Raw genomic sequence first — 22622 nt, 5'->3', positions numbered from 1 at the left:
GGTTAAAGTTCAGGCAGTTGCAAGGGCTCGGGGCGTGAGATGTAAAGATTGATTGCAGTAATGAAAAGGATTGTCAAAAAACGGGTGTGAAGGCTCCATTGATTGATCCAGCCTGCCATTTTTAAAGAAGTCATAGGCTCATTCAATAAAAATGTGCCCCGGAGCCTACTGCTGTTTGGTCATTTTACCGTTGCGAAACGCCTAGCCCTTGGTTTTGGACTGATTCTGTCCCTGGTAATTGCGGTCAGTCTGATTGGCAACCAGCGGGTCGGATTCATCGACAGGACCCTGACCGATGTGGGTGACGGCGCTGCCGTGAAACAGCGGTACGCGATCAACTTTCGCGGCAGTGTCCACGATCGGGCGATAGCCATCCGGGATGCGGTGCTGGTAGAGAACGAGCGGGACCTGCAAACACACCTCGCTGACATCGAACGTTTGAAGGCGTTTTACCGGGATTCCGCTGGCCCCATGGATGAGATGTTCCGGGAAGAGGGCGCTACCAGCCGGGAAAAGCAACTGCTGGCGGCGATAAAAGACATTGAACTCAGGGCCCTCACGTTAACGGATGAACTGCTCGAGCTGCGACTGGCCGGCAACATCGATCAGGCCAGGGCATTTCTTCTCAGCGATGTCTCCGGCGCCTATTCGGAGTGGCTCAAACGGGTCAACGCCTTTATCGACTACCAGGAAGACGTGGTGACCACCGGTGTTGATGAAGTGCGTGAGGCGGCGAGCACATTTAATGCCCTGAACCTGTCGGTAACAGGTCTTGCGGTCGTTCAGGGTGCACTTGTAGCAATGGTAATCATCCGCAGGTTGAAGAAGATTCTTGGCGGTGAACCGGAGGATGTTGCCCAGGCGATTCGCCAGCTGGCTGACGGAGAGCTGGACCAGGATATTCAAACCCGCTACCCGGACAGCGTGATGGGCGCGTTGCAGGATACCGTGGAGCGACTGGGCGGCATTATCCGGGAGGTCCGCTCAGCGGCGGAGGAACTGTCCAGCTCGTCTTCTGAACTGGAAGCGACCTCCGACAACAACAGCCGTCAGATCCGTTTGCAGGCGAGCGAAGCGGAACAGATGGCCACAGCCGTGAACCAGATGGCGGCCACGGCAAACGAAGTGGCCGGTTTCGCGGCCAGCGCGGCCAGCGCTACCCAGAAGGCCGATACCGAGGTTGAAAGCGGGAATCGCGTGGTCCAGGAAACCGCGGCCTCCATCGGCGAGCTGGCGGAAACCCTGGAACAGGCAACCCGGACCGTGCAGCGGGTGTCTGAGGACAGCGCCAACATCGAGAAGATCATAGAAGTGATCAATGCCATCGCCGAACAGACCAACCTGCTGGCACTGAATGCTGCCATTGAAGCCGCCCGCGCGGGTACTCACGGTCGGGGCTTCGCGGTGGTGGCGGACGAGGTGCGCTCCCTGGCGTCGCGGACCCAGGATTCCACCCGGGAGATCCAGGAAATGATAGGCAACCTGCAGACCGGTGCCGGCGAGGCGACCAACGTGATGGAAAGCAGTCGTGAACTGGCACGTAACACGGTGGACAAGACCAGCGAGGCGGAAGCTGCCCTCGCCAGAATCCGCAATGAAGTCGGCGCCATCAACGACATGAACGCCCAGATTGCCAGTGCCTCGGAAGAGCAGAGTTCCGTTGCGGAAGAGGTCAACCGCAACATCAGCCGCATCCACGACGCCACGGTGGAAACGTCAGCCGGTTCCGAGCAGGTTGCAGGGGCCAGCCGGGATCTGGCGGTGCTTGCCGGGCAGCTGCGTTCGCGGGTCAGCGTCTTCCGGTTTAAAGGCTGAGCCCGCAGATCAACAACGCGAGAGTGGCTAACAGCACCGCGACGTTTATGCCCAGGAGGGTGTTCAGCTGTGCGGGATTGCTCAGGGCGCCCCGCAGCCTGGTGCTAACCCAGATCGCTGCCGGCAATGGCGCAAGTGCGATGGCCGTCCAGATCGGCAACCAGCCGACCCAGATTGCCGAGCCGAGTAGGCCGTAGCTGCCAAGTAACAGCAGGCCTGCCAGGCGGGCAGCGGCCGGCTGGCCCATGGTAATGACCAGATGCCGCCGGCCGACTTTCCGGTCTGCATCGGCATCCGGAATCTGATTGATCAGCAGTAACTCACTTACCAGCAGCAGACTGATGGCAGAGGCCGCAACGGCCGCAGCATCGAGCCGCGCCCCCAGGGCAATCAGGCTGCCCAGGATCATCACGGGGCCGAATCCCAGCCCGGGAGCAAGCAGGCAGATCAGTGGCGAACGGGTAATCCAGCGGGTGTAGGTAAGTACCAGCACCACGCCTGCGGCACCCAGCACCAGCATGGGCAGGCCCCGGAGCCAGAGAAAGTAGAGGCCAATGGCCACAACCAGTGCCAGCGTACCGGATGCGGCCAACAGGACCTGCCGGGCGGCGGAGGGAACCTCCGGCAGAGCGCCACTGCCGCCGGAGAAAGGCGTGCGCCGGGTGATCAGGTCCAGTCCGGAGATGAAATCTTCGTATTCATTGAGCAGGTTAACGGCGGCATGGGCCAGGAGGGCGCCAATCAGAACCAGCAAGGTGTCAATCAGGGCCGGCGATGCGCCCTGCTGCCAGGCCAGGGCCACACCGAGACCGGCACACAGCGGTGCGAGTATCAGAAAGTTCGGGCGGGAGGCGCGCACCACCGCAACGGTTTCAGACATCGGGTCCTTCCTCTGATCAAACGTAGCCGGCGGCAAACACCAGCCCGAGCACAACCGGCATAACGATGAGACTGCCCAGGTTGCTCAATAATACCAGCGACGCGACCTTGTGTGGCTCCTGACGATACTGTTCCGCCACCATGTAGTTGAGTACAGCCGGTGGCAGGGCCGCAAATACCCACAGCGCGGCTATCTGCATGCCCGGAAGATCCAGTACCGCAATCATCGGCCAGGCCAGTATCAGGCCGCTGGCGGGACAGGCGACGGCGCCCAGCATGCCCAGCTTCCAGTCACTGAAATCAATATCAAGCATGCGCACGCCGAGGGCAAAGAGCATCAGCGGGATGCAGACACCCCCCAGCATGTTCAGGGTTTCCAGCAGCCATTCCGGCAGGGGTACGCCCCCGAGATTCACCGACAGCCCGGCAATACTGGCAAATACGATGGGCAGCTTGAGCCGTTTGATGATGGAGGTGTGGGGGTCAAGCATGTAAAGCCCCACCGAAAAGTGCAGCAGCATTTCCACAATAAACAGCACGATCGCCGCCGGAAGAGCCTCATCACCGAACGCCAGCACCAGCAGCGGGATCCCCATGTTGCCGGAGTTGTTGAACATCATTGGCGGCAGGAAGGTTTTCAGATTCAGCTTCAGAACCCTGGCCAGCGGGTAGAGAACAATACCTGATCCGAGCACGACCACGGTGGCCGCCAGTGCCAGCCGGGCATACTCCTGCAGCGGAGCCTGCTGGTCGGCGAGAACGGCAAAAACCAGCATGGGCACGAACAGCTCCATGTTGAGAACGTTCAGTCCCTGGATATCGGGGGTCCGATAACGGCCGTAGAGGGCGCCGCAACCAGCGATCAGGAACACCGGCAACATGGTGGACAGGATCTGGCCAATCATTGAACAGGCTCCGGGAGAAAGTTTGGAAGTTTTTGTTGGATAAACCGTTAGGTTCGCAAGTATCGGCCCTTCTGGGCAAGTGTTAATCGACGATGTTCGACCAAAGCCGGAGATGAACACAATGGTTGTGTTCTTGCAGGCGCTTGCGGTGCCTGGTTGGGCCCACCACAATACCGGTTTCCGATACTGATATCTGCTCTGGAGAGTCCTTGTGTCCAGCCCTTTCGATGACCCGGTTTCCCGTGAGAATACCTGTTCCGTCAAGTTCGATGCCCGCCAGGCGGTTTTTGGCACCGAGGAGGTGATTCCGGTGTGGGTTGCTGATATGGATTTTGCAGCCCCTGAGGCGGTCACCCGCGCATTGGCGGAGCGGGCGGCACATCCGATCTACGGCTACACCCTGTTTCCGGACAGTCTTTATCAGTCGATGATTGACTGGTTCGCCAACCGTCACGGCTGGGAGATCCAGCGCGAATGGATACTGATGGCACCCGGCGTGGTGCCATCCATCAACGCCGCGTGCATGGCCTACGCCGGGCCTGGCGAGGGTGTGATCATTCAGCCGCCGGTGTATCCGCCGTTCTTCAGTTCGGTGCGGCACAGTGGCCGGGTGGTGATCGAGAACCCGTTGGTGCCCGAGGATCCGGACACCGGGGACCCCGGCCACTACCGCATGGATCTGGATCATCTTGAAGAGTGTGCAGCGCGTCCCGATGCTCGCGTCCTGCTGCTGTGTTCACCTCACAACCCGGTCGGCCGGGTGTGGTCCGAGGAAGAACTGAGGGCGGTGCTGGATATCGCACGTCGGCATCAGTTGGTGGTGGTGTCCGACGAGATCCATTGCGATCTCGTTTTCCCCGACAAACCCCGTCATACGATGCTGGCCAACCTGGCCGGCCCTGACGACGCACTGGTCATGGCGGTGGCTCCCAGCAAGAGTTTCAATATGCCCGGGCTGGGACTGTCGGCTCTGGTGATTCCGGATGCGGAGCGGCGAAAGGCCATGAAAGCGGTGTTCGAATCGATGCATCTGCCCCAGTGTAATCCGTTCAGCATTGCCGGGTTTGAGGCCGGTTATCGCCATGGTGGTCCCTGGCTGGACGATCTGATGGCTTACCTGCAGGCAAACCGGGACTACGTGGTGGAAGCGGTCGGCCAGCGCCTCCCCGGCGTTCGGGTGTCTGCTCCGGAGGGCACGTATCTTATGTGGCTGGATTGCCGCGAGCTGGGTCTGGACGATGCGGGTCTGAAACGCTTTTTTGTTCGGAAGGCCGGTGTGGGCATGAATCCCGGACTCTCCTTCGGAGACCCGGGCAGCGGCTTTATGCGCCTGAATATCGGCTGCCCGAGGTCGGTTCTTGAGGAGGTCATTGGCCGCATTGAAGCGGCCCTGGACAGGGACTTATCAGATCACTGATTTTGAAGGGCGCAGTGCTCTTCAACCAGTTTCCAGTGAGGGGGCTCGTCCATGTCTGGCATGTCCCCCCGAGTTGGCCCGGTGGCTTCCCAGATCTGTCCTCCGTGACTGGCCAGGTCGCCTTTTTCATAGCTTTTCGAAAACAGCCATTGTTCCGGCCTTACGCACATTCCGGAAGCGGTTTCACCGCGATGGGATTTGCCGTCTGCCTGGTTGAGCCCCGGCTGTCCGTCATTCTGTTTGTCGCTGCCCTTGGCCCGCTTTCCGCTATCGGGTCGGTTGCTGCAATCGGGCACTGAGTCGAGCTTGTTCCAGTCAAACGTGATGCCGGGCTCCAGTCCCTTATGCATCTCTCTGGATTCGTACCAGTGGCCTTTATGGAAAACCACGGCATCTTCGGGGTAATAATGCTCGGGGTTCCACTTGGCTGTCTCCGGATCGCAGGGTTCTGCCGCAGCCGGTGCCGACAGGCTCGCGGCCAACAGCATCAGAATCAGGCAAAAGAAGCTGCGAGCGTTACTGAGAGTGAGTTCAACCATGGGTTTCTCCTTTTGCTTGCTGCTTTGAGAGTGGGTAGTTCGTGCGTACTCGGGTTTGTGTCGCCAGCACCAGTCCCGCAAGAATCAGCACGGCTCCGATAATGTGAAACAGTCCGAGGGACTCGGCCAGGAAAATGCCCGCAAGAATCGAGGCAAAGACAGGTGTCAGGTACATAAAGATGGCCGCTCTGGCCGGGCCAATTTTATGCACACCGTGGTTCCAGAATCCATAGGCCAGGATCCCCGGGAAGATCGCGAAGTACAGAAGCGGCATGGCGGTGGTTTTTGACAGCTCGAAGCCTCCGGAGAAGAAAATCAGATCTGTCAGGTAGAAGGGCAGCACAACCATCGTGCCCAGAAGAATTTGCGTGGTTAGAAAGGTCAGTGCTGGCAGAGGCACTGCCTGTCGTCTCAGTAGCACCGAGAACAGGCCCCAGCTGAATACTGCCGCCACCATGATCAGATCGCCCGGTTGGGCCTGGAGACTGGTCAACACCGAGAGGTCGCCGCGGGCAATCACGGTAACGATGCCAGTAATCGCCAGCGCGATTCCCAACGCCTGAATCGGCCGGGTCCGGTCGCCGAGCAGGATCCAGGCAAGCAGAGCGACAAAAATGGGAATGGTGGCGTTGATCAGGGCAATGTTGGTCGCGGTGGTTGTGGTGGCGGCCAGATACAGCAGGGTATTGAAGGCTCCCACACTGAAGGTTGCCAGTGCCAGCATGGAGCCGAAGCGCTGGCGGATAACCTGGCGGTGGCGCCAGATACCGGGAAGCCCGAAGGGCAGCAGGATAGCCAGCGCGATCACCCAGCGCCAGAAGGACATGGATAACGGCGGGATGTTCTCGACCGTACCCCGGGCCACCACGGCGTTGCCGGCCCAGAATAGCGGGGTGAGAACCAGCCCGATGTAGGCCAGGCCGGGAATACGTGATAAGACTCCGGCGTTCTCGGAAGACACAAAGGCTCCTCTGGGTTGGTGATGCCCGAAAAAAGCCTAGCATACTACTCTCCGGGAACTTCTGCCTCCGTACCAATGTGGTAGGCGGCGAAACCGGCCATCACGACCTGGTCCACGGCCATACCGATCACACGGCCATCACTGGTGGACCGGATGGGGTGCTGGGCGTTGGTGATCGGGTCGGAGACGTAACCGAGAATCTCACCTTCCGATACATTAGCGCCCAATTCAATTTCGCTGAACAGGATCCCGCCGTGATCGGCCCGGATCCAGTCGGAATCGTAGTAGACCGGTTCCGGATCGCCCCACACGAACATTCTGGAGATCATGCCCTGGCGCTCCATCAGGCTGGTGAGGCTGTTAACGCCGGCGCTGATCTGGTGTTGCTGGATACGGTGGGATTCGCCCGCTTCCAGTGTGACCGTTCGAATGCCGGCCTCCACGGCGGCCGTGCGTAACATGCCTGCAGATCCCGAGCTGTGCACCACCGCCATGCGGTCAAAGCCGCGGGTAAATTCCGCCACATCCGGATTGTTCATGTCGGCGCGCAGTTGCGGCAGGTTGGTTCGCTTCAGTGAACCGGTATGGATGTCCACCAGCATGTCGCACTTGCGAATCACGTTTTCGAACAGTGAATGGGCAATCCGGTCCGCCAGGCTGCCGTTGGGGCTGCCCGGGAAATGCCGGTTGAGATCCCGACGGTCGGGGAGGTAGCGGCTGCCCTGCTGGAATCCAGGCAGGTTCACAATCGGCACGCCTACCACCGTGCCCGAGAGCTTCTCGGGGTTCAGGTCGTACATGGTCTGGCGGATGATTTCGATGCCGTTCAGCTCGTCCCCATGGACGGCGCCGGTGAGGCACAGGGTGGGGCCGGCGTTGATACCGTTAACCACCAGTACCGGCGTGGTCTGGGACAGACCGGCAATCTGGATGCCTGGCGTCCAGGCCAGGCGGGTAGACGTGCCCGGCATTACATCGTTGTCGAGCAGGGTGAATACCTTGCCCTCGCGAATTTCGGGTTCGGGTTGCGGCTCAGGTTCGGCCCCGGCTTCGGTTGCCATCACCTCGGATTCGGCGGCATCCGCATCCGTGTCGGCCGGCGTTGACACCTGGGCTTCCGGTGGCGGTGCTACCTGTTTCAGATCGATATTCGGCGCCACTTTCCGTGACGCTGCTGAGGGCGTATCGACACCGGCACCGCCCCGTGGGGCTTCCGGTTTCCGGGATTTGTGTTCCTGCCCTTTGGTCTGCAAGGGAGCCGACTGCTCAACGTCCTCGACGCTTTCGTCCTCGGCCAGCTCGGCAACCAGCACTTCGGATTTTTTGCTGGCCTTTGCCGAATCGGTTTCGGCCAAAAGCGGTGCCGACAGCCAGGGTATCACCAGGCCGATCAGCAGGATCCGGGGGGACGGTTTTTTAAGCCGCTCGAACAGCATATTTCCTCACGGTTCGTCAGTGTGCGCTCAAGGATAGAGTGCCTCTGTCGGTCATGAATACCGCTGTGACAAAGGTTTAATGCCACTTTCATGAAATCCGGGCAAGTTATAACGAACCCTGTTATACGCTGGAAAAGCGATTAACAATATGGGTGTTTTGCGAAATCCGGTGTGCTTTCGTTACGACCGCGTTAGCTCTCGTGTATGGCATGCCAGAGGTCGTCCTCCCGGAACGCCCGGTGCTCCGCTTCCAGTTTCAGCAAATGCGCCAGGGCTGACCTTGCCGCCAGGCCGTGGATGGCCGTCGGAACATCGTCATAGGCTTTGGCGGTAAGGGCTTTCAGATCCACGGGAGTCAGGGCTTCCAGCGCACGGGCCACCTTGTGTTCGCGCGAGAGGCGGTGGGTAATCAGGAAATCGATCACCGCTTCGGGATGCCCCATCAGGAACCCGTGTGCCGGCGCAATGTAACGTACAGACTCTGCCAGCAACTCGTAGAGCGACTCGATATAGGCCTTCATGTCGCCGTCCGGCGGATTAATGACCACCGTTGAGCCCTGCATGATGTGGTCACCGGAGAACAGCAGCTGCTGGTCGACCAGCAGAAAACACAGGTGGTTCGAGGCATGCCCCGGGGTATGCAGCACCTTCAGGACCCCGGCTTCGGTCACAATCAGATCACCGTGCTCCGGTTCATCGTCGGCCCGGAAGGTCTGGTCTTGCCCGGCACCCGCGGGCGCCGGCCAACCAAACACCCGGCAACCGGTGCACTCTTTCAGGGCAGCAACCGCCGGCGAATGGTCCTGATGCGTGTGGGTCACCAGAACCTGGTCAATCACGCCACCGGTCACCTCCAGAATCCGCTCGATATGGGACTCGTTGGCGGGTCCGGGATCAATTACCGTAAAGCGTTCATGGCCCAGAATGTAAGTGTTGGTACCCGGCCCCGTCATCATGCCCGGGTTGGGCGCCGTCAGACGGACGACCCTGGCGGCAACCTCTACCGCCTCACCGGGTATAATCTTCGCCTGTGTGGAGCCTTCGCCCTCCGGATCCAGCTTCGCTGCCTCATCGTAGGCCGGCGCACCCGGTTCCAGCGTCACCGGTTTGCCCTTTTTGATCGCCGGCCAGGGCTTGCTTGGATAGGGCTCCGGCGGATTGGCATGGGCGTAACGCATCAGCGCCTCAGTGGTGTCGAAATCACTGAGCACCCGTAACGTACGAATCGTCGGCAGCCCCAGCAAACACTGGCCCTTGCGATGGTCCTCAAGGGCCTGCTCCGGCCGGATCCAGACGTGATCAATGGTTTCGACCCCGTCGTGCCCGGCCAGCTGGCCTTCGGGAGCGGGCGTCACGAAAAACCGTGTATCGAAACGCCGTGGTGGCCCCGGCGGCGTGATCCAGTGGCCGAGATAGGCCAGCCGGTCCAACGGAATCGCCAGGCCGTGCTTTTTACACAGACTGGCCAGAGACAGATCGCCGTCGAACACCGACTTCCGATCCGCGTGGGCCGGATGATCCCCGGCGATTGGATTGCCCTGCTTGTCCACCGCAACCAGAACGCCGGACTCCTCGAAACACTCCCGAACCGCCGCCAACATATAGTCCGCGCCGCCCTCATCGACGCTCATGATCTGACTGATCTCGGCGTCTGCGGTGCCGATTATATGATCCTGGCCGTGAGTCTCATTTTCCTCGACCCTCCCTCCGGGGAATACAAAATAGCCGGGCATAAACACGGCGTCCCAGGTACGTTGCAGCAGCAGGACTTCAAGTCCGTCGGCCGTATCTCGAACCAGAACCAAGGTGGCAGCAGGGCGAATATCCATAGGACTCCAAATACGATCTTTTTTATTCAGTGCGCGAACAAAGTACGAACGACGGCTGGGAAAGGCCTTCCAAAACTGTCTGTCGCCATGGATGGCGACAGTCAAGCGTCACATGGACGTGCCGTAAGGAGCGCGTTTTGGAAGGCCTTTCCCAGCCGTCGCTCCACCAGGCTCGATGCGCAGAGGTCTGACAGCAAGATAACTGATTTAACTCAGAAGATCCCGAGATGAACACTAAAGTCGAACAGCGTATGATTTGCCCCAACATACGCAGTGAAAACAGGAACCCCCGTGGCCCGAATCAAACTCTCCTTCCCGGATGACGTCTTCTGCTTCGAAACCAGGATGCCCGTCAGAATCACCGACATCAACGGCGCCAACCACCTCGGCAACGACGCCCTCATCTCCATGCTCTCCGAGGCCCGGGCCCAGTTCCTGGTCAGCTATGGCATCCAGGAAGCCAGCAAGGACGGCACCGGCATTATCGTCACCGACCTGGCCACCATGTACCAGTCCGAGTCCTTCTTCCCGGAAATGCTGCGCTTTGAAGTGGGTCTGATGGACTTCAACAAGTATGGCGGGGATTTCGTATTCCGGGTCACCAAGGCCGAGAGCGGCCAGCCGGTGGCACTGGCGAAGTATGGCTTCGTCTTCTTCAACTACCACCGCAAGGAAGTGGTGCCGGTGCCAGAGAGCTTCCGCTCACGCTTTGCCTGAGGATATCTCGGCTTTAAGGCGCGTCATGCCGGCACGGTAAAAGCTGTAAGCCATGGCGCCTGCAAACAGATTGCCCACCAGTGCACCACTCATAAGGCCGTAGACGCCGTTGATCTGGCTACCGATCCAGAGCAGGGGCAGGAAACACAGGAACAGGCGCAGGGTGGACACCAGAAGGGCCCGCATCGCCAGGCCGAGGGCATTGCACACCGACACCATCAGCATGCACACGCCCAGACCGCTGTAACTGAGCGGTACCCGCACCAGATAACCGGCGAGAACCTCCTGAACATCACTGTCGCTGGAGAACAGTTCCGACACCAACCCGGAAGCGACCACCCAGGTCAGGCCAATGGCCAGTTGCCAGACCACCACAAACCGGACCGCAAGGCGCACCAGTTTACGAATCTGCTCGATATCGCCGGCACCCAGCATGCGGCCAATCATCGGCGGCATCGACATGGTCAGGGCCAACACCACCACAATGGAGAAAAATTCCAGGCGGGTACCCAGACCCCAGGCGGCGACGGCGGCGGAGCCAAAGCCGGCCACGAGGGCCGTCGCCAGCATGGCCGAGACAGCCGGCATCAGCTGGCTCACCATGGCAGGGGCCATAATGCCGTTGAGCTGTTTAAGGGCCTTCCAAAGGGCAAGCTCGCGCAGGTCGAACCGGATCCAGTGGCGTTTCAGAAGTTTCGGATAGATCACCAGACAGCCTATTCCGAACGAGGTAATGGTCGCCCAGGCGGCGCCGGGCAGTCCCCAGCCGAAAACAAAGATGTAGAGCGGGTCCAGGGCGATGTTGGTCAGACTCGTGGCCACCATCATGTACCCGGGCAATTTGGTATCGCCGTGGGAGCGGCAAACGCTGTAGCCGAAGTACAGGAAGGCCCCGGTCCAGGCCGCCATCAGCCAGGGGACCCAGTATTGCCGGACCAGTGGCAGTAGTGAGTCTTCTGCGCCCAGGGCGGTCATGATGTGGCTTTGCAGGAACCACAGCGCCATGCAAATGACGAAAACGAGGCTGCCGCCCACGGTTATGATCAGGCCGCCCAGCCGGAAGGCGCGCAATTCATCGCCGGCCCCCAGCGTGCGGGATACGATCGCTGTGGTGGCGATCCCCAGACCCACCTGAAGGCCGATGATCAGTTGCTGCATCGGCAAGGTGAAACCCAGGGCTGCCAGCGGATCACGACCCAGCTGACCCACGAAGGCACTGTCGGCCAGCTGGAAGGTCATCAGGGACAGCACCCCGAAGAGCATGGGCCAGGTCATGCTGTAGAGCTGGCGGGCCAGGGATGGGTTTTGGGTGGTGGTCTGCACGGGGTGTTGTGGGCCTTCGGTTTGGCTTGGAGGCGAGATTCTAACAGGTCTGGCTTTTGGTGTTAGCAAAGTCGCCGGAACGACTTATCAGGAGACGCCGTGAACCCATCCCTGGGGGCTTGGCATTGCCATCCATGGCAATGCACACTCCTGCTAAGTCGTTCCGGCGCCTTTGCCCAGACCGTTGGTGGTGTTTCCAACTGCCAGGTTTTGACCTTGAGCTCTCAAAGCACCTTCAGCGCCGCATCATAATCCGGCTCGTCCTTGATCTCATCGACCAGCTGGCTGTGGATGACCTTGTCGTTCTCATCCAGTACGACCACCGCCCGGGCGCAGAGACCGGCGAGGGGGCCATCCTGAATGGCGACGCCGTAGTCCTGCTGGAAGCTATAGTTCCGGAAGGTGGAAAGGGTTTCGACGTTTTTCAGACCTTCGGCGCCACAGAAGCGGGCGGCTGCGAAGGGCAGGTCGGCAGAGACTACGAGGACCACGGTGTTGTCCAGGCTGCCGGCTTTTTCGTTGAACTTCCGGGTAGACGCGGCGCAGACGCCGGTGTCGATGCTCGGGATGATGTTCAGGATCTTGCGCTTGCCGGACCAGTTGTCGAGTTTGACTTCCTCCAGCCCGCTGTTGGTCAGGGTAAAGGGAGGCGCGTTGTCGCCTGTTTCGGGAAATTTACCGCTCAATTCAATGGGGTTGCCGTCCAGGTTAACGCTGCTCATGGTATTTGCTCCTCGGTGTCTGGTTTAGAGTCTTACGTACTCTGTGTAGACCACTTTGGATGATTTTGCCTTAATTGCCGGTCGCGCTTTGCGGCTCGAAACCTTTCGCAGGGTAACGCTGAACCAGCAGCAGATAACAGCCCATGGCAATGGCGGCGCATGCTGCAATGATAGAGGCCATGACCAGGGAGGTGCCGTCGTGCAGATGGCCGACGAGCATGCCAGCGATGGCGGCGACGGCCATCTGGGTGAAGCCGAACAGGGCAGAGGCGGAGCCGGCCATAGTGGGGAAGTTCGCCAGGGCGCCCGCCATGGTCTGGGGCAGCACCATCCCGGTACCGATCATGAACAGGGCCTGGGGCAGGATAACCGCCCAGACATTGAACACTTCACTGAGGGCCAGAACGGCCATCAGGCTGCCGCCACCGACGGCGATAATCAGGCCACGAACCAGAATCTGGTCCGGCAGCAGACGACGGCCGAGACGGACGGCGGTCAGGTTGCCGACAATATAACCGGCCACCATACAGGCGAAGTACAGGCCGAACTGCTCGGTCGGTACGCCCAGAAAATCGATCAGGACGAACGAAGAACCGGACAGGAATGCAAACAGTCCGGAAAAGATCAGCGCGTTGGTCAGAGTGTAGCCCACGAAGCTGATGTCCTTCGCGATGGTCCGATAGTTCCGCAGCAGGCTGCAGATTTTAAGGGATTGGCGATGTTCCGGGCGCATGGGCTCTGGAATGCCGAAGGCCACAACTACCGCCATCACCAGGGCGTAGCCACCCAATGCAATAAACACCGATGACCAGCCGAGGTTGGCGGTCAGCAGACCGCCAATGGTCGGTGCAACGGCAGGCGCCAGTGCCATGATGCTGGCAAGGATCGCCAGGATCTTGGCAGCTTCGCGGGGCGTGTAGATATCTCGAATCGCCGCCCGACCCAGAACCGGGCCCGCAGAACCTCCAAGGGCCTGCAGGAAACGGCAAAGAATCAGTGTTTCGATGTTCGTCGCCAGGGCGCAGCCGATGCTGGCAATCGCAAAAAGCACGAAACCACCAATCATGATCGGCTTGCGACCAAAGCGATCTGCCAACGGACCGCAAATCAGCTGAGCAATGGCAAAGCCGACCATATACAGACTCAGCGTCAGCTGAACCTGATCGGTACCGGTGCCAAAGTCTGAACCAATCTGTGGCAGTGCCGGCAGATACATGTCCGTTGCCAGCGGCCCAAGGGCCACAGCGGCGGCAAGAAGTATCGTTGTCCAGACACTGGTTAAAGTCAGCATGGTTTTCCTGATGCGTTATCTCAAAAAGTCCGACAGGCCGGGTCGGGTAGGGCTCTCCAAAACTGTCTGTCGCCATGGATGGCGACAGTCAAGCGTCACATGGACGTGCCGCAAGGAGCGTGTTTTGGAGAGCCCTACCCGACCCGGTCGACAGGGGAGTAAACGCAGTCTAGGGCAGAAGCAGAGGGAAGATAACGGCAAGAAGGCTCATACAACCTATGAGCAAAACTAATTGATTAACTTTTCAGACCATTAAGCGTAGCGGCAACAGCATTCACCTGATTCCGCAGCCATTTGTGAGCAGGATCGTTCTGATTGCGGCGATGCCACAACATCAGCAGGGTGAAGGGTTTGAAATCAAAGGGCAGAGGCACCCAGGCGAAGTCGCGGAGTAAGTGTTTGCTCATTCCCTCCGGCGCCGTGGCAAGCATATCCGTGCCTCGCAGGAACTCCGGCAGGCCGGAAAAATTGGAAACCGTCACCACATTGCGGCGAACCAGGCCACGGGTATCCATGGCGGTCTCCACCGTTGGCTTCTCGCCAGTGGCAAACAGCAGGGCAATGTGGTCCGCCTTCAGGTATTCCGGCAGATCTGCAGGCGGTTTGCGGTAGTCGGGATCGTAGAACACCACCATCCGATCGGCCATCAGGCCCCGCTGCATAATGTCCGTCGCCTCCGGCGCGTGCGGAGAAATGACAAGATCACAGACATCCTTCCGCAACAGGTCTGCCCGGGGAATGCCAGATGGAATCACCTGAAGGCTGATGCCCGGAGCTTCCTGCCGCAAGGTACGCACCAGGCCGGGCAAAAGCAGGTCCCGCTGGTAGTCATTGGCAGCAATCGTGAACGTAAACTCGGCCGTGGCGGGGCTGAAAGGGGGGCCTGAGGACAGCGACTGCAGGTCATCCAGAATCTGGCGAATATGCGGCCCCGCCTGCAGCGCGTAGCGGGTTGGCACAATGCCTCGCCCGGACTTCACGAACAGGGGGTCACCTAAAGCCTGGCGCAGACGCTCCAACGTATGGCTCACCGCCGACTGGGTAACACCCAGCCGCACCGCAGCACGGGACACGCTGCCTTCATCAAGCACCGCCAGGAACGTACTCAGGGCCCGGAAATCCAGGTTGAATGTATCAATCGGGTTCATGAATGGCAGTGTAACCCGATGCCCCCGGTGGCGCTACGGCACCTTGGTGTACTCGCTTTCCTTGATGAAGGACCCGATGGCCTGAGCAAGATCATCAAACCAGGGGTTGTAGGTCAGCCGGCTGGTAAACACGGGCCGCTCTGTATCGTGCCAGGCGCTGAACCATAGATCTTTTTCTGACAACTGCCGGCAATCCTCGAGGGAAATGTTGTTGGGTTCCAGGCACCGTTGCAGCGGCGCGCCCAGGCCGTAGAGCTCGTTGTCCGGCGCAATCAGCAGGGACTGGTGAGAGAATTCCAGGATATTGGCGTCAGGCAGATAACTGTTCAGGAAACGGATGCGCTCACCGGCCTGCGCGACCGGCCAGGGTTTACGGGTATCCCGAAAGATCATCATGGCATTTCCTGGATTGCTAAACCGCTCCCGGAACTGCGTGACCAGATACTCGAGATTGATCACCGAGTCGGCCTCAGTGGCGGCCAGGAACAGGGGTATATCGAGGCTTTCCTTCTGGATTATCCGGCTTTGCGCCGCCGAGATGACATCGCCGATCTGGCTGCCGGCATTAAAGGAAAATGACTCGTACTTCACCGGATTCAGCTCGGGCTCTTTTTCCACGAAATCACCAAAGACGTCGGCAATGGGCGCCAGCCAGAGGTAATCCCGAAGGCCGTTGAGTTGCCAGGCGGGCGCGACTGCAATCAGGCCCGCCGGTCTTGGCCCCGTCTCCGAGAGAGCGTAATCCGTGGCCAGGGCCCCGCCCAGTGAAAAGCCGCCAATGAATGCCCGGTCCACATCCTGCGACAAGGCGACGAAGTGATTACGTACCTGATCGCGCCAAACGTCGGCGCTGGCCGTCACCATATCGCCGGGACGGGTGCCGTGTCCCTGCAGCAACAGGGTTCGGACTTCAACGCACTGATCCGCCAGGTAACGAGCCAGATCCCGGAACACAAAGGGCGAATCGCTCAGGCCATGCACCAGCAACAGCCCGGTGCGATCTCCGGAGTTGCAATCGGCGGCCGGCGACAGCCTGTATGGCAGGTTCCACAATACCTGCTGTTCCCGTTCAAACCCTTCCACCGGCACCAGATTGGTATCGACGTAGGTTTTGACCGATGCCACATAGCGGTCGAAATCAGTAACCGGTTCGGCCCCTAATGTTGATGGCCCTGGCGTGTAGAGTTGCGTGCTGGTGGCGCAGGCGGCGGTCGTGCCCAGCACCAGTAAAACGAGCAAATTCCTGAGGATAATCATAGCCGGCGAGTGAGATTCGCTCCTTTCGCTTGAACCGTCGTCATTGGTGACTGTGTTGAGTGATCGTTCAAATCCCGATACTGTGACTTCAGTATACGACCCCGAACCGCCTTCCGGATGAGGAGCCCCACTGATGAGCATGACTCTCGCTTTCGACGTCTACGGAACCCTGGTTGACCCCATGGGCATGTCCCGCCTGCTGGCGGAAGACGCTGGTGACAGGGCAGAGGGCGTAGCCGCGTTGTGGCGGGAGAAACAGCTGGAGTTCTCGTTTCGCAAGGGCCTGATGAAAGTCTACGAAGATTTCGGTGTCTGCACCCGCCAAGCCCTGCGCTACGCCATGGCAACCCACAAACTGACCCTGTCCGAAGAACGCGAAAACGCCCTGATGGCGGCTTACCTGTCTTTGCCTGCGTTCGATGATGCCTTGCCGGCACTGAAAACACTGAAAGGGCAGTATCCGCTGTTCGCGTTTTCCAATGGAAGTTATCCGGCGCTGGAAAAGGTCCTGGGACACAACGATCTGCTGGAGCAGTTCAAGGGCCTGGTTTCGGTGGATGACATTAAAACCTTCAAACCTGACCCTGCCGTTTATACCTACGTCCGGCGAGCCACTGGTGCCTGGGAAAAGCCGCTTTGCCTTGTGTCCAGCAATGCCTGGGATGTCATTGGTGCCCGAGCTGCGGGATTACTCGCAATCTGGGTACAGAGAGATCCGGATAAGGTTTTTGAAGACTGGGGGATTCAGCCCTCAGCAGTGATCAGCAGTCTTTCAGAGTTGGAGTTAACACTGAAGAACCTCTGATGTCAGCGAAGGCAGGTGTCGGGGAGGGCTTTCCAAAACTGTCTGTCGCCATGGATGGCGACAGTCAAGCGTCACATGGACGTGCCGCAAGGAGCGTGTTTTGGAAAGCCCTCCCCGACATCTGCCGGCAAACTCCAAAGCAAGACAATCAGTCCGACCGAACAGCCAGCCACTCCGCCAACTCCAGCCAACTCTGACGAGGCGCCTTGCTCCCGGCAAGGATGCCCATGTGCCCACCCGGCACAACCCGGAACGTCTTGTCCGTAGAACTCACATGATCCATCACCCGCTTGGCGGCACCGGGCGTCACGAGCGTATCGTCGCCTCCGGCAATGGCCAGTAAGTTGGCACTCACATTGTCCAGCCTGGCGATATCTTCGCCGATCTGGATCTCACCTTTGGACAGCTGGTTGTCGATCCATACCCGAACCACCGTGTCCTGAATGATCCCACCGGGATAGGCCACCATGCGGTCCAGAAACGCCGACGTCGTGGCGTGGTTGGTGACAAACTCCCGGTCACCCAGCCGGATGATCAGCTCCCAGTAACTCATCACGCTGGCAATCGGATTCGTCAGCTTGAACCCGATGGTGTTGGCCCAGCCCGGAGTGTGAAACCAATGGGGTTTGACATCGTGAAGGCGGAAGCCGGTCCGTTCCCGGACAAATCCGGCCACATCCGCCATACGCTGATTCACAAGCCCCAGAATTCCCGACGCGTGACTGTCGATCGGCGAGCCCAGCACGATGGCATTGCGCACATGTTGGTCATTACTGAGCGCGGAATAGAACAGCGTGAACATGCCGCCCATGCTCCAGCCATGCAGCGACAGCTCCTGCTCACCGCTGTGTTCCCGCACCCGGTTCAGATAGGCCGGCAACAATTCGGCCACATAGGTATGCAGGTTGTAGTGGCTGTGTTCCCGTGTTGGCGTGCCCCAGTCGATCAGATAGACCTCGAACCCCTTGGCCCGCAGAAACCGCACCAGACTGCGCTGGGGAAACAAGTCATAGATGAGCATGTTCACCGCCAGGGGCGGTACGATCACAATGGGTGTCCTGTGCGCTTTTCGCTCAACCGCGATGGTCTCCCCGTCCAGCTCGATAAAATCCTCGGCCAGTGGCGGGTAGTAACGCAGACTGACCAGACCGTCGGTGTAGAGGGTTTCAAACGGAGCCTGCCCGGCCTGAACCAGGCTGGCGGCCCGGAAAACCCGGTCAAAGGCGTTGCCTGCGTACAGGGCTGTCTGGCGGGTAACGCCCGCTGCGCGATCAGCGGCTGATTTGAAAAGATTGGGCATGGGACTATCCGTAAAAGCAAAGATTCAGAATGATGACGAACACAACGTGCTAACGCCCGAACCCGCAGGCTGTGGCAAGAATAGGGCAAATGCACCCTTCGGGGCCATGGCAGAAGTGTCCAAACCGGTTGGCAAACCGGTCACTTCAGGCCACTGCCCAATGAGGTCTGTGGTTGCTATCATTGGACCCCATTTGGAAAGAACAACCAGAAAAACAGGATCGCCATGCTCAGCTTTCTACCCGCCCCCGTGATCGGCGTACTCAATTCCATCCTGCTTGGAATCAACACCCTGTTCTGGTGCATCCTGCTCTACATCCCGGCCATTCTGAAACTCATTATCCCCATCACCGGCTTCCGGGTTCTGTGCACCAAAGTCATTATCTGGATTGCCGAAGCCTGGGTGGCGTGCAATACCTGCTGGATGAAGCTGACCCATGGTACGAAATGGGATGTGGAGGGCGCAGATAAACTCAAGCGTGAGAGCTGGTACCTGGTGCTGGCCAATCACCAGAGCTGGGTGGATATTTTTGCCATGCAGCGGGTTTTCAATCACAGGGCGCCGTTCCTCAAGTTCTTCCTCAAGCAGCAGCTCATATGGGTTCCGGTGATCGGTCTCGCCTGGTGGGGGCTGGATTTCCCCTTCATGAAACGCTACACCCGTGAATACCTGATCAAGCACCCTGAGAAGCGAGGTGAGGATCTTCGCTCAACGCGCAAGGCCTGTGAGAGGTTCCGCTATACCCCGGTGAGCGTGATGAACTTTGTTGAAGGCACCCGCTTTACCCAGGCCAAACACGACAAACAGAAATCGCCTTACAAGCACCTGCTGACACCCAAGGCCGGCGGTGCTGCCTTTGTGCTTGATGCCATGGGTGATTCGATTCAGACCCTGGTGGACGTGACCATCGCCTATCCGGATGGGGCGCCCACGTTCTGGGATTTCATCTGTGGCCGGGTCAAGGAAGTGAAAATGGAAATCCGCACGGTTGATATCCCGGACCATCTGAAGGGCCGCGATTACTCATCCGACGCAGAACACCGCCGGAACGTCAAGAATTGGCTCGGAGAAGTCTGGACCCAGAAGGATGAGAAGCTGGACCGGATGCTGTCTTCCTGAATCAGGAAGACAGCCTTGCCAGTGTCTGCAGCGCCAGTTCCCGGCCGATTTCATCCAGAGTAACGGTCTGCTCGACTTTCTGGAATCCGCGATCGGTGGCTTTCCACTGGCGGCCCCCGGCTTTCTCGGGCGGAACACCATTGGAGCTCAACATCACACGGACACTGCCGTCGCGAACGTCCAGAACCTGCACTTCGAATCGGTCGCTGGCAAGCTTTCGAAACACCAGTAACATGTCCGCGTGTTCGCCCAGTGCGCGCATTTCCAGCCGGCGCTGATCCGGGGAGAGGCGAGAGAACTCACCGGTTTCCAGTGCGTTATCGGTAATACGCATAATGGCCGCTCGATCCACCACCGTGACGCCGGCCTCAACCATCTGGCTGACAAGCCCACTCTGGAGTTCGAACGCCGGTCCGGCAGGGCCTGTCTGACGATTCGAGCGGTATTCACCCTGCGCTGCTGCCTGGCCCTGTGCCTGGAGGTTGACGTTGCCGTCGGGCACCTCCCCATTCAGAGAGGCTCGTGTTGATACCACGCCACGGGTGTTGCTGCTCCAGTCGCTGACCTGGTCGTCAAACGCGCGATTCCAGAACACGGCCATGCGGGGTGGCTGTTCGCCGAAGGCACCTTTGAAGCGTGAGAGGATCACGTCCACGCTTTCTGTGCGCTGGGGTGCCGAACGATCTTCTTTCAGGTCTTCATCAGTCAACGGCTTCTGTGCCGGCGCCATCATCGGCGCAGCCTCATGGGTCTGGTCGGCTGCCAGGGCGAAACCCGGCGCCAGCAAGGGCACGCAGAGTGCCAGTGCAAATCGCTTCATCAGTTAAGCTCCCTGACTTCCACGCGGTATTGCAAAGGTTGCGTGCTGGTAGACAGTTCACGATAGGTGGCGATGCTGTTGGCCGGGATGGTCGAGCGCTGCCAGGTCGGTTTCACATCGGTGGGTACGCCGTCCTGATCGAAGAACTGGGTGCGGGCTTCGATCCGGTAATCGTAATCTGTGTGGTTGCGCAGAACCACGTACACCTCTGTGGTTCCGGTTGCCGTTGGCCGTTGGCCGTGCTGGACCAGTGACAGACGATAGCGTTCGCCGTCCTCCAGTTGGCCAAACCCGCGGCTCCAGGTGCGCTTCAGGTTGTAGTCGGTGAATGCCACCGAGTTCATGGTGATTGGCGCCGTGCGCTCGATCAGATCCGTGCTGCTGGCGGATTTGCCGGCACACCCGGAAAGAAGACCCACGCAGGTCGCAGCGATGGCAAGAGAAGTAATCAGTTTGTTCATTGGCTTCCTCCGGAATCCGGGCGGCGAGACGTGGCAAAGGCCAAGCCGGCCCCGCGACCATCAAATTTGAATTCGGTATTGTCGGCAAGGCCTGGCACAGGCTGACCGTTTTTATCCAGGAAACGGACAGTGACCGGATCGCCATCGGCGGCGGTTACCGGTAACAGGTGTATGGTGTCCGGCAGTCCCGCCCAGTACCGGATGTCGGCCCGGGTATTGGCGGACGCTGACATACCTTCGGCCGCAACGCTGATCAGGCTGATGGCAGCGTACCCGGCCCCGACGGCGCCGCCGGCAGCGCTACTGAAGCCGGCCAGCATGCTGTCCTGGCTGACACTGCTGAGGGTGGAGCCAACGGCGCGGGTGTTTTCCTTGAACTGGATCTGACCCTCGACAATCCGATCGATAGCCCGACCACCGCGAGTGGAGGCCTGGAAGAAAATATCTTCCATGGGATACAGGGCTGACCATTCCTCACCGTTGCGGACCTCGGCAGCGACATCCTGGAAGTTCTTGCCACGGCGATAGACCAACTGATAGTGGCCGACGCCATCCCCGAGCTTCCGTGGGGAGGTGCCGGTTTCCACAATCAGAAGCGCGTTGTCGTCGGCTTCGGGAATTGGCGCATCTGGCCGATAGAGTTTCAGCTCGTCAAAATGATCCCGCGCCAGTTGGTCGCTGCCCATCTGCATGGCCGACCAGCCTGCCAGGTACAACAACAGCGCGAAATCGGCGCTGTTCTGTTCTTCTTCGGCAAAGGCGTCCTGCAGCAATCCTGCCAGGAAGCTGGCACGGGCATTACCGTAGTCACCTTCTTCCAGGTAAATCAGGCCCAGATACAGGTAGACCATAGCCCGTTCGTAAGGCTCGCCTTTGAAGTCCTTTTCCGCTTCTTCATACCAGATGCTGCGGGCCTTACGGGCGGCGTCGGAGTCAGCGTAAACATTCTCGATCTCCAGGCGGGCCTGGGTCAGAGTGTTCTTCGCCTCCTGTCGATAACCTGCCCGATAGGCCTTGATCCCGATTTCCATAAGGTTAAGGACTTTGTTTCGTTGTCCTTCCTCGAACAGGTTCTCGAAATCGGCCCGAAGAACCTCGGGCTTGCTCGCTACAAGCGACGTTTCGGCCGGTGCCAATGTGGCCCGATCATACACTTTTGGTCCGCTGGCACAGCCGGCCAGTGTGCCGGCGATGGCGGTCGCCAGTGCCGGCCTCAGCCAGGTCTTATCGGTAAACCACATTGTCACGGGCCGCCTTTCTCATCTCATAGAGTCCGCTCCAGACAATGGTGCCCAGCTCAAGATCGACCATCTCGAAGGTCACCTGGCTGTAACGGGACTGGGTTCCGGTGTTGCGATCAATCGCGTCCAGCGAAGAGATACGGCCTCCCAGGCGGAAATCTGCGCCGGCCTGGGCAGCGGTTTGGCGAATGGTGCCGCCATCAACGGCGCCATCTCGTTTGAGATCCCGCTCTTTCTGGACCATGTCGGAGAAGTGGCGACCAACGAAGACCATGCGTCCGTTCGCAGCGCGGTTTAGCTCAATGCGCAGGCGATCTGTCAGCATGTTGGTGTTGATAACCGAGGTGCTCTCGTTCTTGATGTATTCATTGTCGATGATGATTCGCGGTGGCGTCGAACGGCCGGTGAGCATGGGGTTTGCCAGCATGTCACGCATCATCTGGTCGGTCATGGCGACCACGTCCTGGCTTTCGATGCCGACACCGCCCACGCTGCCGGTGGTGGAAACGTCCTCGTAGACACTGGGCTTGCCCTGAACGTTTTCAATTTTGCTGGCACAGCCCGAGAGAAACCCGGAGGCAAGCGCTACAGCGCAGACCAGTTTCAAATGATTCTTGGTAAACATATATATCTCCAA

Annotated in this window: 21 protein-coding genes; 5 read left to right on the top strand and 16 right to left on the bottom strand. The window is 59.3% G+C overall.

Annotated elements, in window-relative coordinates; genetic code table 11:
* The first annotated feature begins 153 nt into the window (after window positions 1-153).
* The gene (locus HP15_RS17705) at window positions 154-1815 is read left to right on the top strand and encodes a methyl-accepting chemotaxis protein (RefSeq protein ID WP_014578729.1); all 1662 of its coding nucleotides are present in this window, start codon (window positions 154-156) and stop codon (window positions 1813-1815) included.
* On the opposite strand, the gene HP15_RS17700 is transcribed toward HP15_RS17705, so the two are convergent.
* The gene (locus tag HP15_RS17700; RefSeq protein ID WP_014578728.1) at window positions 1805-2695 is read right to left on the bottom strand and encodes a prenyltransferase; all 891 of its coding nucleotides are present in this window, start codon (window positions 2693-2695) and stop codon (window positions 1805-1807) included. The two genes, HP15_RS17705 and HP15_RS17700, sit on opposite strands and share 11 nt — an antisense overlap.
* A gap of 16 nt (window positions 2696-2711) precedes the next feature.
* Entirely contained in the window at window positions 2712-3599 is an 888-nt protein-coding gene (locus HP15_RS17695) for an AEC family transporter (RefSeq protein WP_014578727.1), read from the bottom strand.
* A gap of 211 nt (window positions 3600-3810) precedes the next feature.
* On the opposite strand from HP15_RS17695, the gene HP15_RS17690 reads away from it, so the two are divergent.
* The gene (locus HP15_RS17690; RefSeq protein ID WP_014578725.1) at window positions 3811-5016 is read left to right on the top strand and encodes a MalY/PatB family protein; all 1206 of its coding nucleotides are present in this window, start codon (window positions 3811-3813) and stop codon (window positions 5014-5016) included.
* On the opposite strand, the gene HP15_RS17685 is transcribed toward HP15_RS17690, so the two are convergent.
* The 4 genes from HP15_RS17685 to HP15_RS17670 all read right to left on the bottom strand — a co-directional run bounded on the left by HP15_RS17685 (window position 5010) and on the right by HP15_RS17670 (window position 9781).
* Window positions 5010-5555, bottom strand: coding sequence for a carbohydrate-binding protein (locus HP15_RS17685; protein ID WP_014578724.1), 546 nt, complete (start codon window positions 5553-5555; stop codon window positions 5010-5012). The two genes, HP15_RS17690 and HP15_RS17685, sit on opposite strands and share 7 nt — an antisense overlap.
* On the bottom strand, window positions 5548-6516 hold the full coding sequence (locus tag HP15_RS17680; protein WP_014578723.1) for a DMT family transporter: 969 nt from the start codon (window positions 6514-6516) through the stop codon (window positions 5548-5550). The genes HP15_RS17685 and HP15_RS17680 overlap by 8 nt, the downstream gene beginning before the upstream one ends.
* Window positions 6517-6560: 44 nt before the next feature.
* Complete coding sequence (locus HP15_RS17675; RefSeq protein ID WP_014578722.1) at window positions 6561-7952, bottom strand: succinylglutamate desuccinylase/aspartoacylase family protein; 1392 nt, start codon at window positions 7950-7952, stop codon at window positions 6561-6563.
* A 191-nt stretch (window positions 7953-8143) separates the two neighbouring features.
* On the bottom strand, window positions 8144-9781 hold the full coding sequence (locus HP15_RS17670; RefSeq protein ID WP_014578721.1) for an MBL fold metallo-hydrolase: 1638 nt from the start codon (window positions 9779-9781) through the stop codon (window positions 8144-8146).
* Window positions 9782-10072: 291 nt separating this feature from the next.
* On the opposite strand from HP15_RS17670, the gene HP15_RS17665 reads away from it, so the two are divergent.
* On the top strand, window positions 10073-10498 hold the full coding sequence (locus HP15_RS17665; RefSeq protein WP_008172718.1) for a thioesterase family protein: 426 nt from the start codon (window positions 10073-10075) through the stop codon (window positions 10496-10498).
* Here the strand turns inward: HP15_RS17665 and HP15_RS17660 are convergent.
* The 5 genes from HP15_RS17660 to HP15_RS17640 form a co-directional block, all read right to left on the bottom strand.
* Window positions 10484-11821: an MATE family efflux transporter gene (locus HP15_RS17660; RefSeq protein WP_014578720.1), complete on the bottom strand. Its 1338-nt coding sequence runs from the start codon at window positions 11819-11821 to the stop codon at window positions 10484-10486. The genes HP15_RS17665 and HP15_RS17660 overlap by 15 nt on opposite strands.
* A 224-nt stretch (window positions 11822-12045) precedes the next feature.
* On the bottom strand, window positions 12046-12543 hold the full coding sequence (tpx, locus tag HP15_RS17655) for a thiol peroxidase (RefSeq protein ID WP_014578719.1): 498 nt from the start codon (window positions 12541-12543) through the stop codon (window positions 12046-12048).
* A gap of 70 nt (window positions 12544-12613) precedes the next feature.
* The gene (locus HP15_RS17650) at window positions 12614-13834 is read right to left on the bottom strand and encodes a Bcr/CflA family multidrug efflux MFS transporter (protein WP_014578718.1); all 1221 of its coding nucleotides are present in this window, start codon (window positions 13832-13834) and stop codon (window positions 12614-12616) included.
* A gap of 236 nt (window positions 13835-14070) precedes the next feature.
* On the bottom strand, window positions 14071-14982 hold the full coding sequence (locus tag HP15_RS17645; protein WP_014578717.1) for a LysR family transcriptional regulator: 912 nt from the start codon (window positions 14980-14982) through the stop codon (window positions 14071-14073).
* Between the two features lie 33 nt (window positions 14983-15015).
* Window positions 15016-16221 (bottom strand): alpha/beta hydrolase, encoded by a 1206-nt coding sequence (locus HP15_RS17640; RefSeq protein WP_227499663.1) that lies wholly within the window; start codon window positions 16219-16221, stop codon window positions 15016-15018.
* 151 nt (window positions 16222-16372) lie between these two features.
* Between HP15_RS17640 and HP15_RS17635 the strand changes: the two genes are divergently transcribed.
* Window positions 16373-17044: a haloacid dehalogenase type II gene (locus HP15_RS17635; RefSeq protein WP_014578715.1), complete on the top strand. Its 672-nt coding sequence runs from the start codon at window positions 16373-16375 to the stop codon at window positions 17042-17044.
* A gap of 148 nt (window positions 17045-17192) precedes the next feature.
* Here the strand turns inward: HP15_RS17635 and HP15_RS17630 are convergent, their stop codons facing one another.
* Window positions 17193-18344, bottom strand: a complete 1152-nt coding sequence (locus tag HP15_RS17630) for an alpha/beta fold hydrolase (protein WP_014578714.1) — start codon at window positions 18342-18344, stop codon at window positions 17193-17195.
* Between the two features lie 225 nt (window positions 18345-18569).
* Between HP15_RS17630 and HP15_RS17625 the strand changes: the two genes are divergently transcribed.
* Entirely contained in the window at window positions 18570-19463 is an 894-nt protein-coding gene (locus tag HP15_RS17625) for an acyltransferase (RefSeq protein WP_041645773.1), read from the top strand.
* Between the two features lies 1 nt (window position 19464).
* On the opposite strand, the gene HP15_RS17620 is transcribed toward HP15_RS17625, so the two are convergent.
* Genes HP15_RS17620 through HP15_RS17605 form a run of 4 tightly spaced genes read right to left on the bottom strand, consistent with a single transcriptional unit; the run spans window position 19465 to window position 22610 of the window.
* Complete coding sequence (locus tag HP15_RS17620; protein WP_014578712.1) at window positions 19465-20283, bottom strand: hypothetical protein; 819 nt, start codon at window positions 20281-20283, stop codon at window positions 19465-19467.
* Window positions 20283-20744, bottom strand: coding sequence for a YcfL family protein (locus HP15_RS17615; RefSeq protein WP_014578711.1), 462 nt, complete (start codon window positions 20742-20744; stop codon window positions 20283-20285). Before HP15_RS17615 ends, HP15_RS17620 begins: the two co-directional genes overlap by 1 nt.
* A complete protein-coding gene (locus HP15_RS22780) occupies window positions 20741-21985 on the bottom strand; it encodes a hypothetical protein (RefSeq protein ID WP_014578710.1) in 1245 nt (414 codons plus the stop codon). Before HP15_RS22780 ends, HP15_RS17615 begins: the two co-directional genes overlap by 4 nt.
* Entirely contained in the window at window positions 21969-22610 is a 642-nt protein-coding gene (locus HP15_RS17605; protein ID WP_014578709.1) for a hypothetical protein, read from the bottom strand. Before HP15_RS17605 ends, HP15_RS22780 begins: the two co-directional genes overlap by 17 nt.
* Window positions 22611-22622: the final 12 nt, after the last annotated feature.

This window comes from Marinobacter adhaerens HP15 (assembly GCF_000166295.1).
Taxonomy (GTDB): Bacteria; Pseudomonadota; Gammaproteobacteria; order Pseudomonadales; family Oleiphilaceae; genus Marinobacter; species Marinobacter adhaerens.
Note: the sequence above shows the minus strand (reverse complement) of the source record. Positions and strands in the feature narration are given on the sequence as shown.

What these genes read in the sequence shown, in the direction of transcription:
- HP15_RS17615 (WP_014578711.1), bottom strand. Translation starts at nt 20,744, where the DNA reads ATGAACAAACTGATTACTTCTCTTGCCATCGCTGCGACCTGCGTGGGT.
- HP15_RS17625 (WP_041645773.1), top strand. Translation starts at nt 18,570, where the DNA reads ATGCTCAGCTTTCTACCCGCCCCCGTGATCGGCGTACTCAATTCCATC.
- HP15_RS17645 (WP_014578717.1), bottom strand. Translation starts at nt 14,982, where the DNA reads ATGAACCCGATTGATACATTCAACCTGGATTTCCGGGCCCTGAGTACG.
- tpx (WP_014578719.1), bottom strand. Translation starts at nt 12,543, where the DNA reads ATGAGCAGCGTTAACCTGGACGGCAACCCCATTGAATTGAGCGGTAAA.
- HP15_RS17670 (WP_014578721.1), bottom strand. Translation starts at nt 9,781, where the DNA reads ATGGATATTCGCCCTGCTGCCACCTTGGTTCTGGTTCGAGATACGGCC.
- HP15_RS17620 (WP_014578712.1), bottom strand. Translation starts at nt 20,283, where the DNA reads ATGAAGCGATTTGCACTGGCACTCTGCGTGCCCTTGCTGGCGCCGGGT.
- HP15_RS17630 (WP_014578714.1), bottom strand. Translation starts at nt 18,344, where the DNA reads ATGCCCAATCTTTTCAAATCAGCCGCTGATCGCGCAGCGGGCGTTACC.
- HP15_RS17635 (WP_014578715.1), top strand. Translation starts at nt 16,373, where the DNA reads ATGAGCATGACTCTCGCTTTCGACGTCTACGGAACCCTGGTTGACCCC.
- HP15_RS17650 (WP_014578718.1), bottom strand. Translation starts at nt 13,834, where the DNA reads ATGCTGACTTTAACCAGTGTCTGGACAACGATACTTCTTGCCGCCGCT.
- HP15_RS17675 (WP_014578722.1), bottom strand. Translation starts at nt 7,952, where the DNA reads ATGCTGTTCGAGCGGCTTAAAAAACCGTCCCCCCGGATCCTGCTGATC.
- HP15_RS17605 (WP_014578709.1), bottom strand. Translation starts at nt 22,610, where the DNA reads ATGTTTACCAAGAATCATTTGAAACTGGTCTGCGCTGTAGCGCTTGCC.
- HP15_RS17685 (WP_014578724.1), bottom strand. Translation starts at nt 5,555, where the DNA reads ATGGTTGAACTCACTCTCAGTAACGCTCGCAGCTTCTTTTGCCTGATT.
- HP15_RS22780 (WP_014578710.1), bottom strand. Translation starts at nt 21,985, where the DNA reads ATGTGGTTTACCGATAAGACCTGGCTGAGGCCGGCACTGGCGACCGCC.
- HP15_RS17700 (WP_014578728.1), bottom strand. Translation starts at nt 2,695, where the DNA reads ATGTCTGAAACCGTTGCGGTGGTGCGCGCCTCCCGCCCGAACTTTCTG.
- HP15_RS17695 (WP_014578727.1), bottom strand. Translation starts at nt 3,599, where the DNA reads ATGATTGGCCAGATCCTGTCCACCATGTTGCCGGTGTTCCTGATCGCT.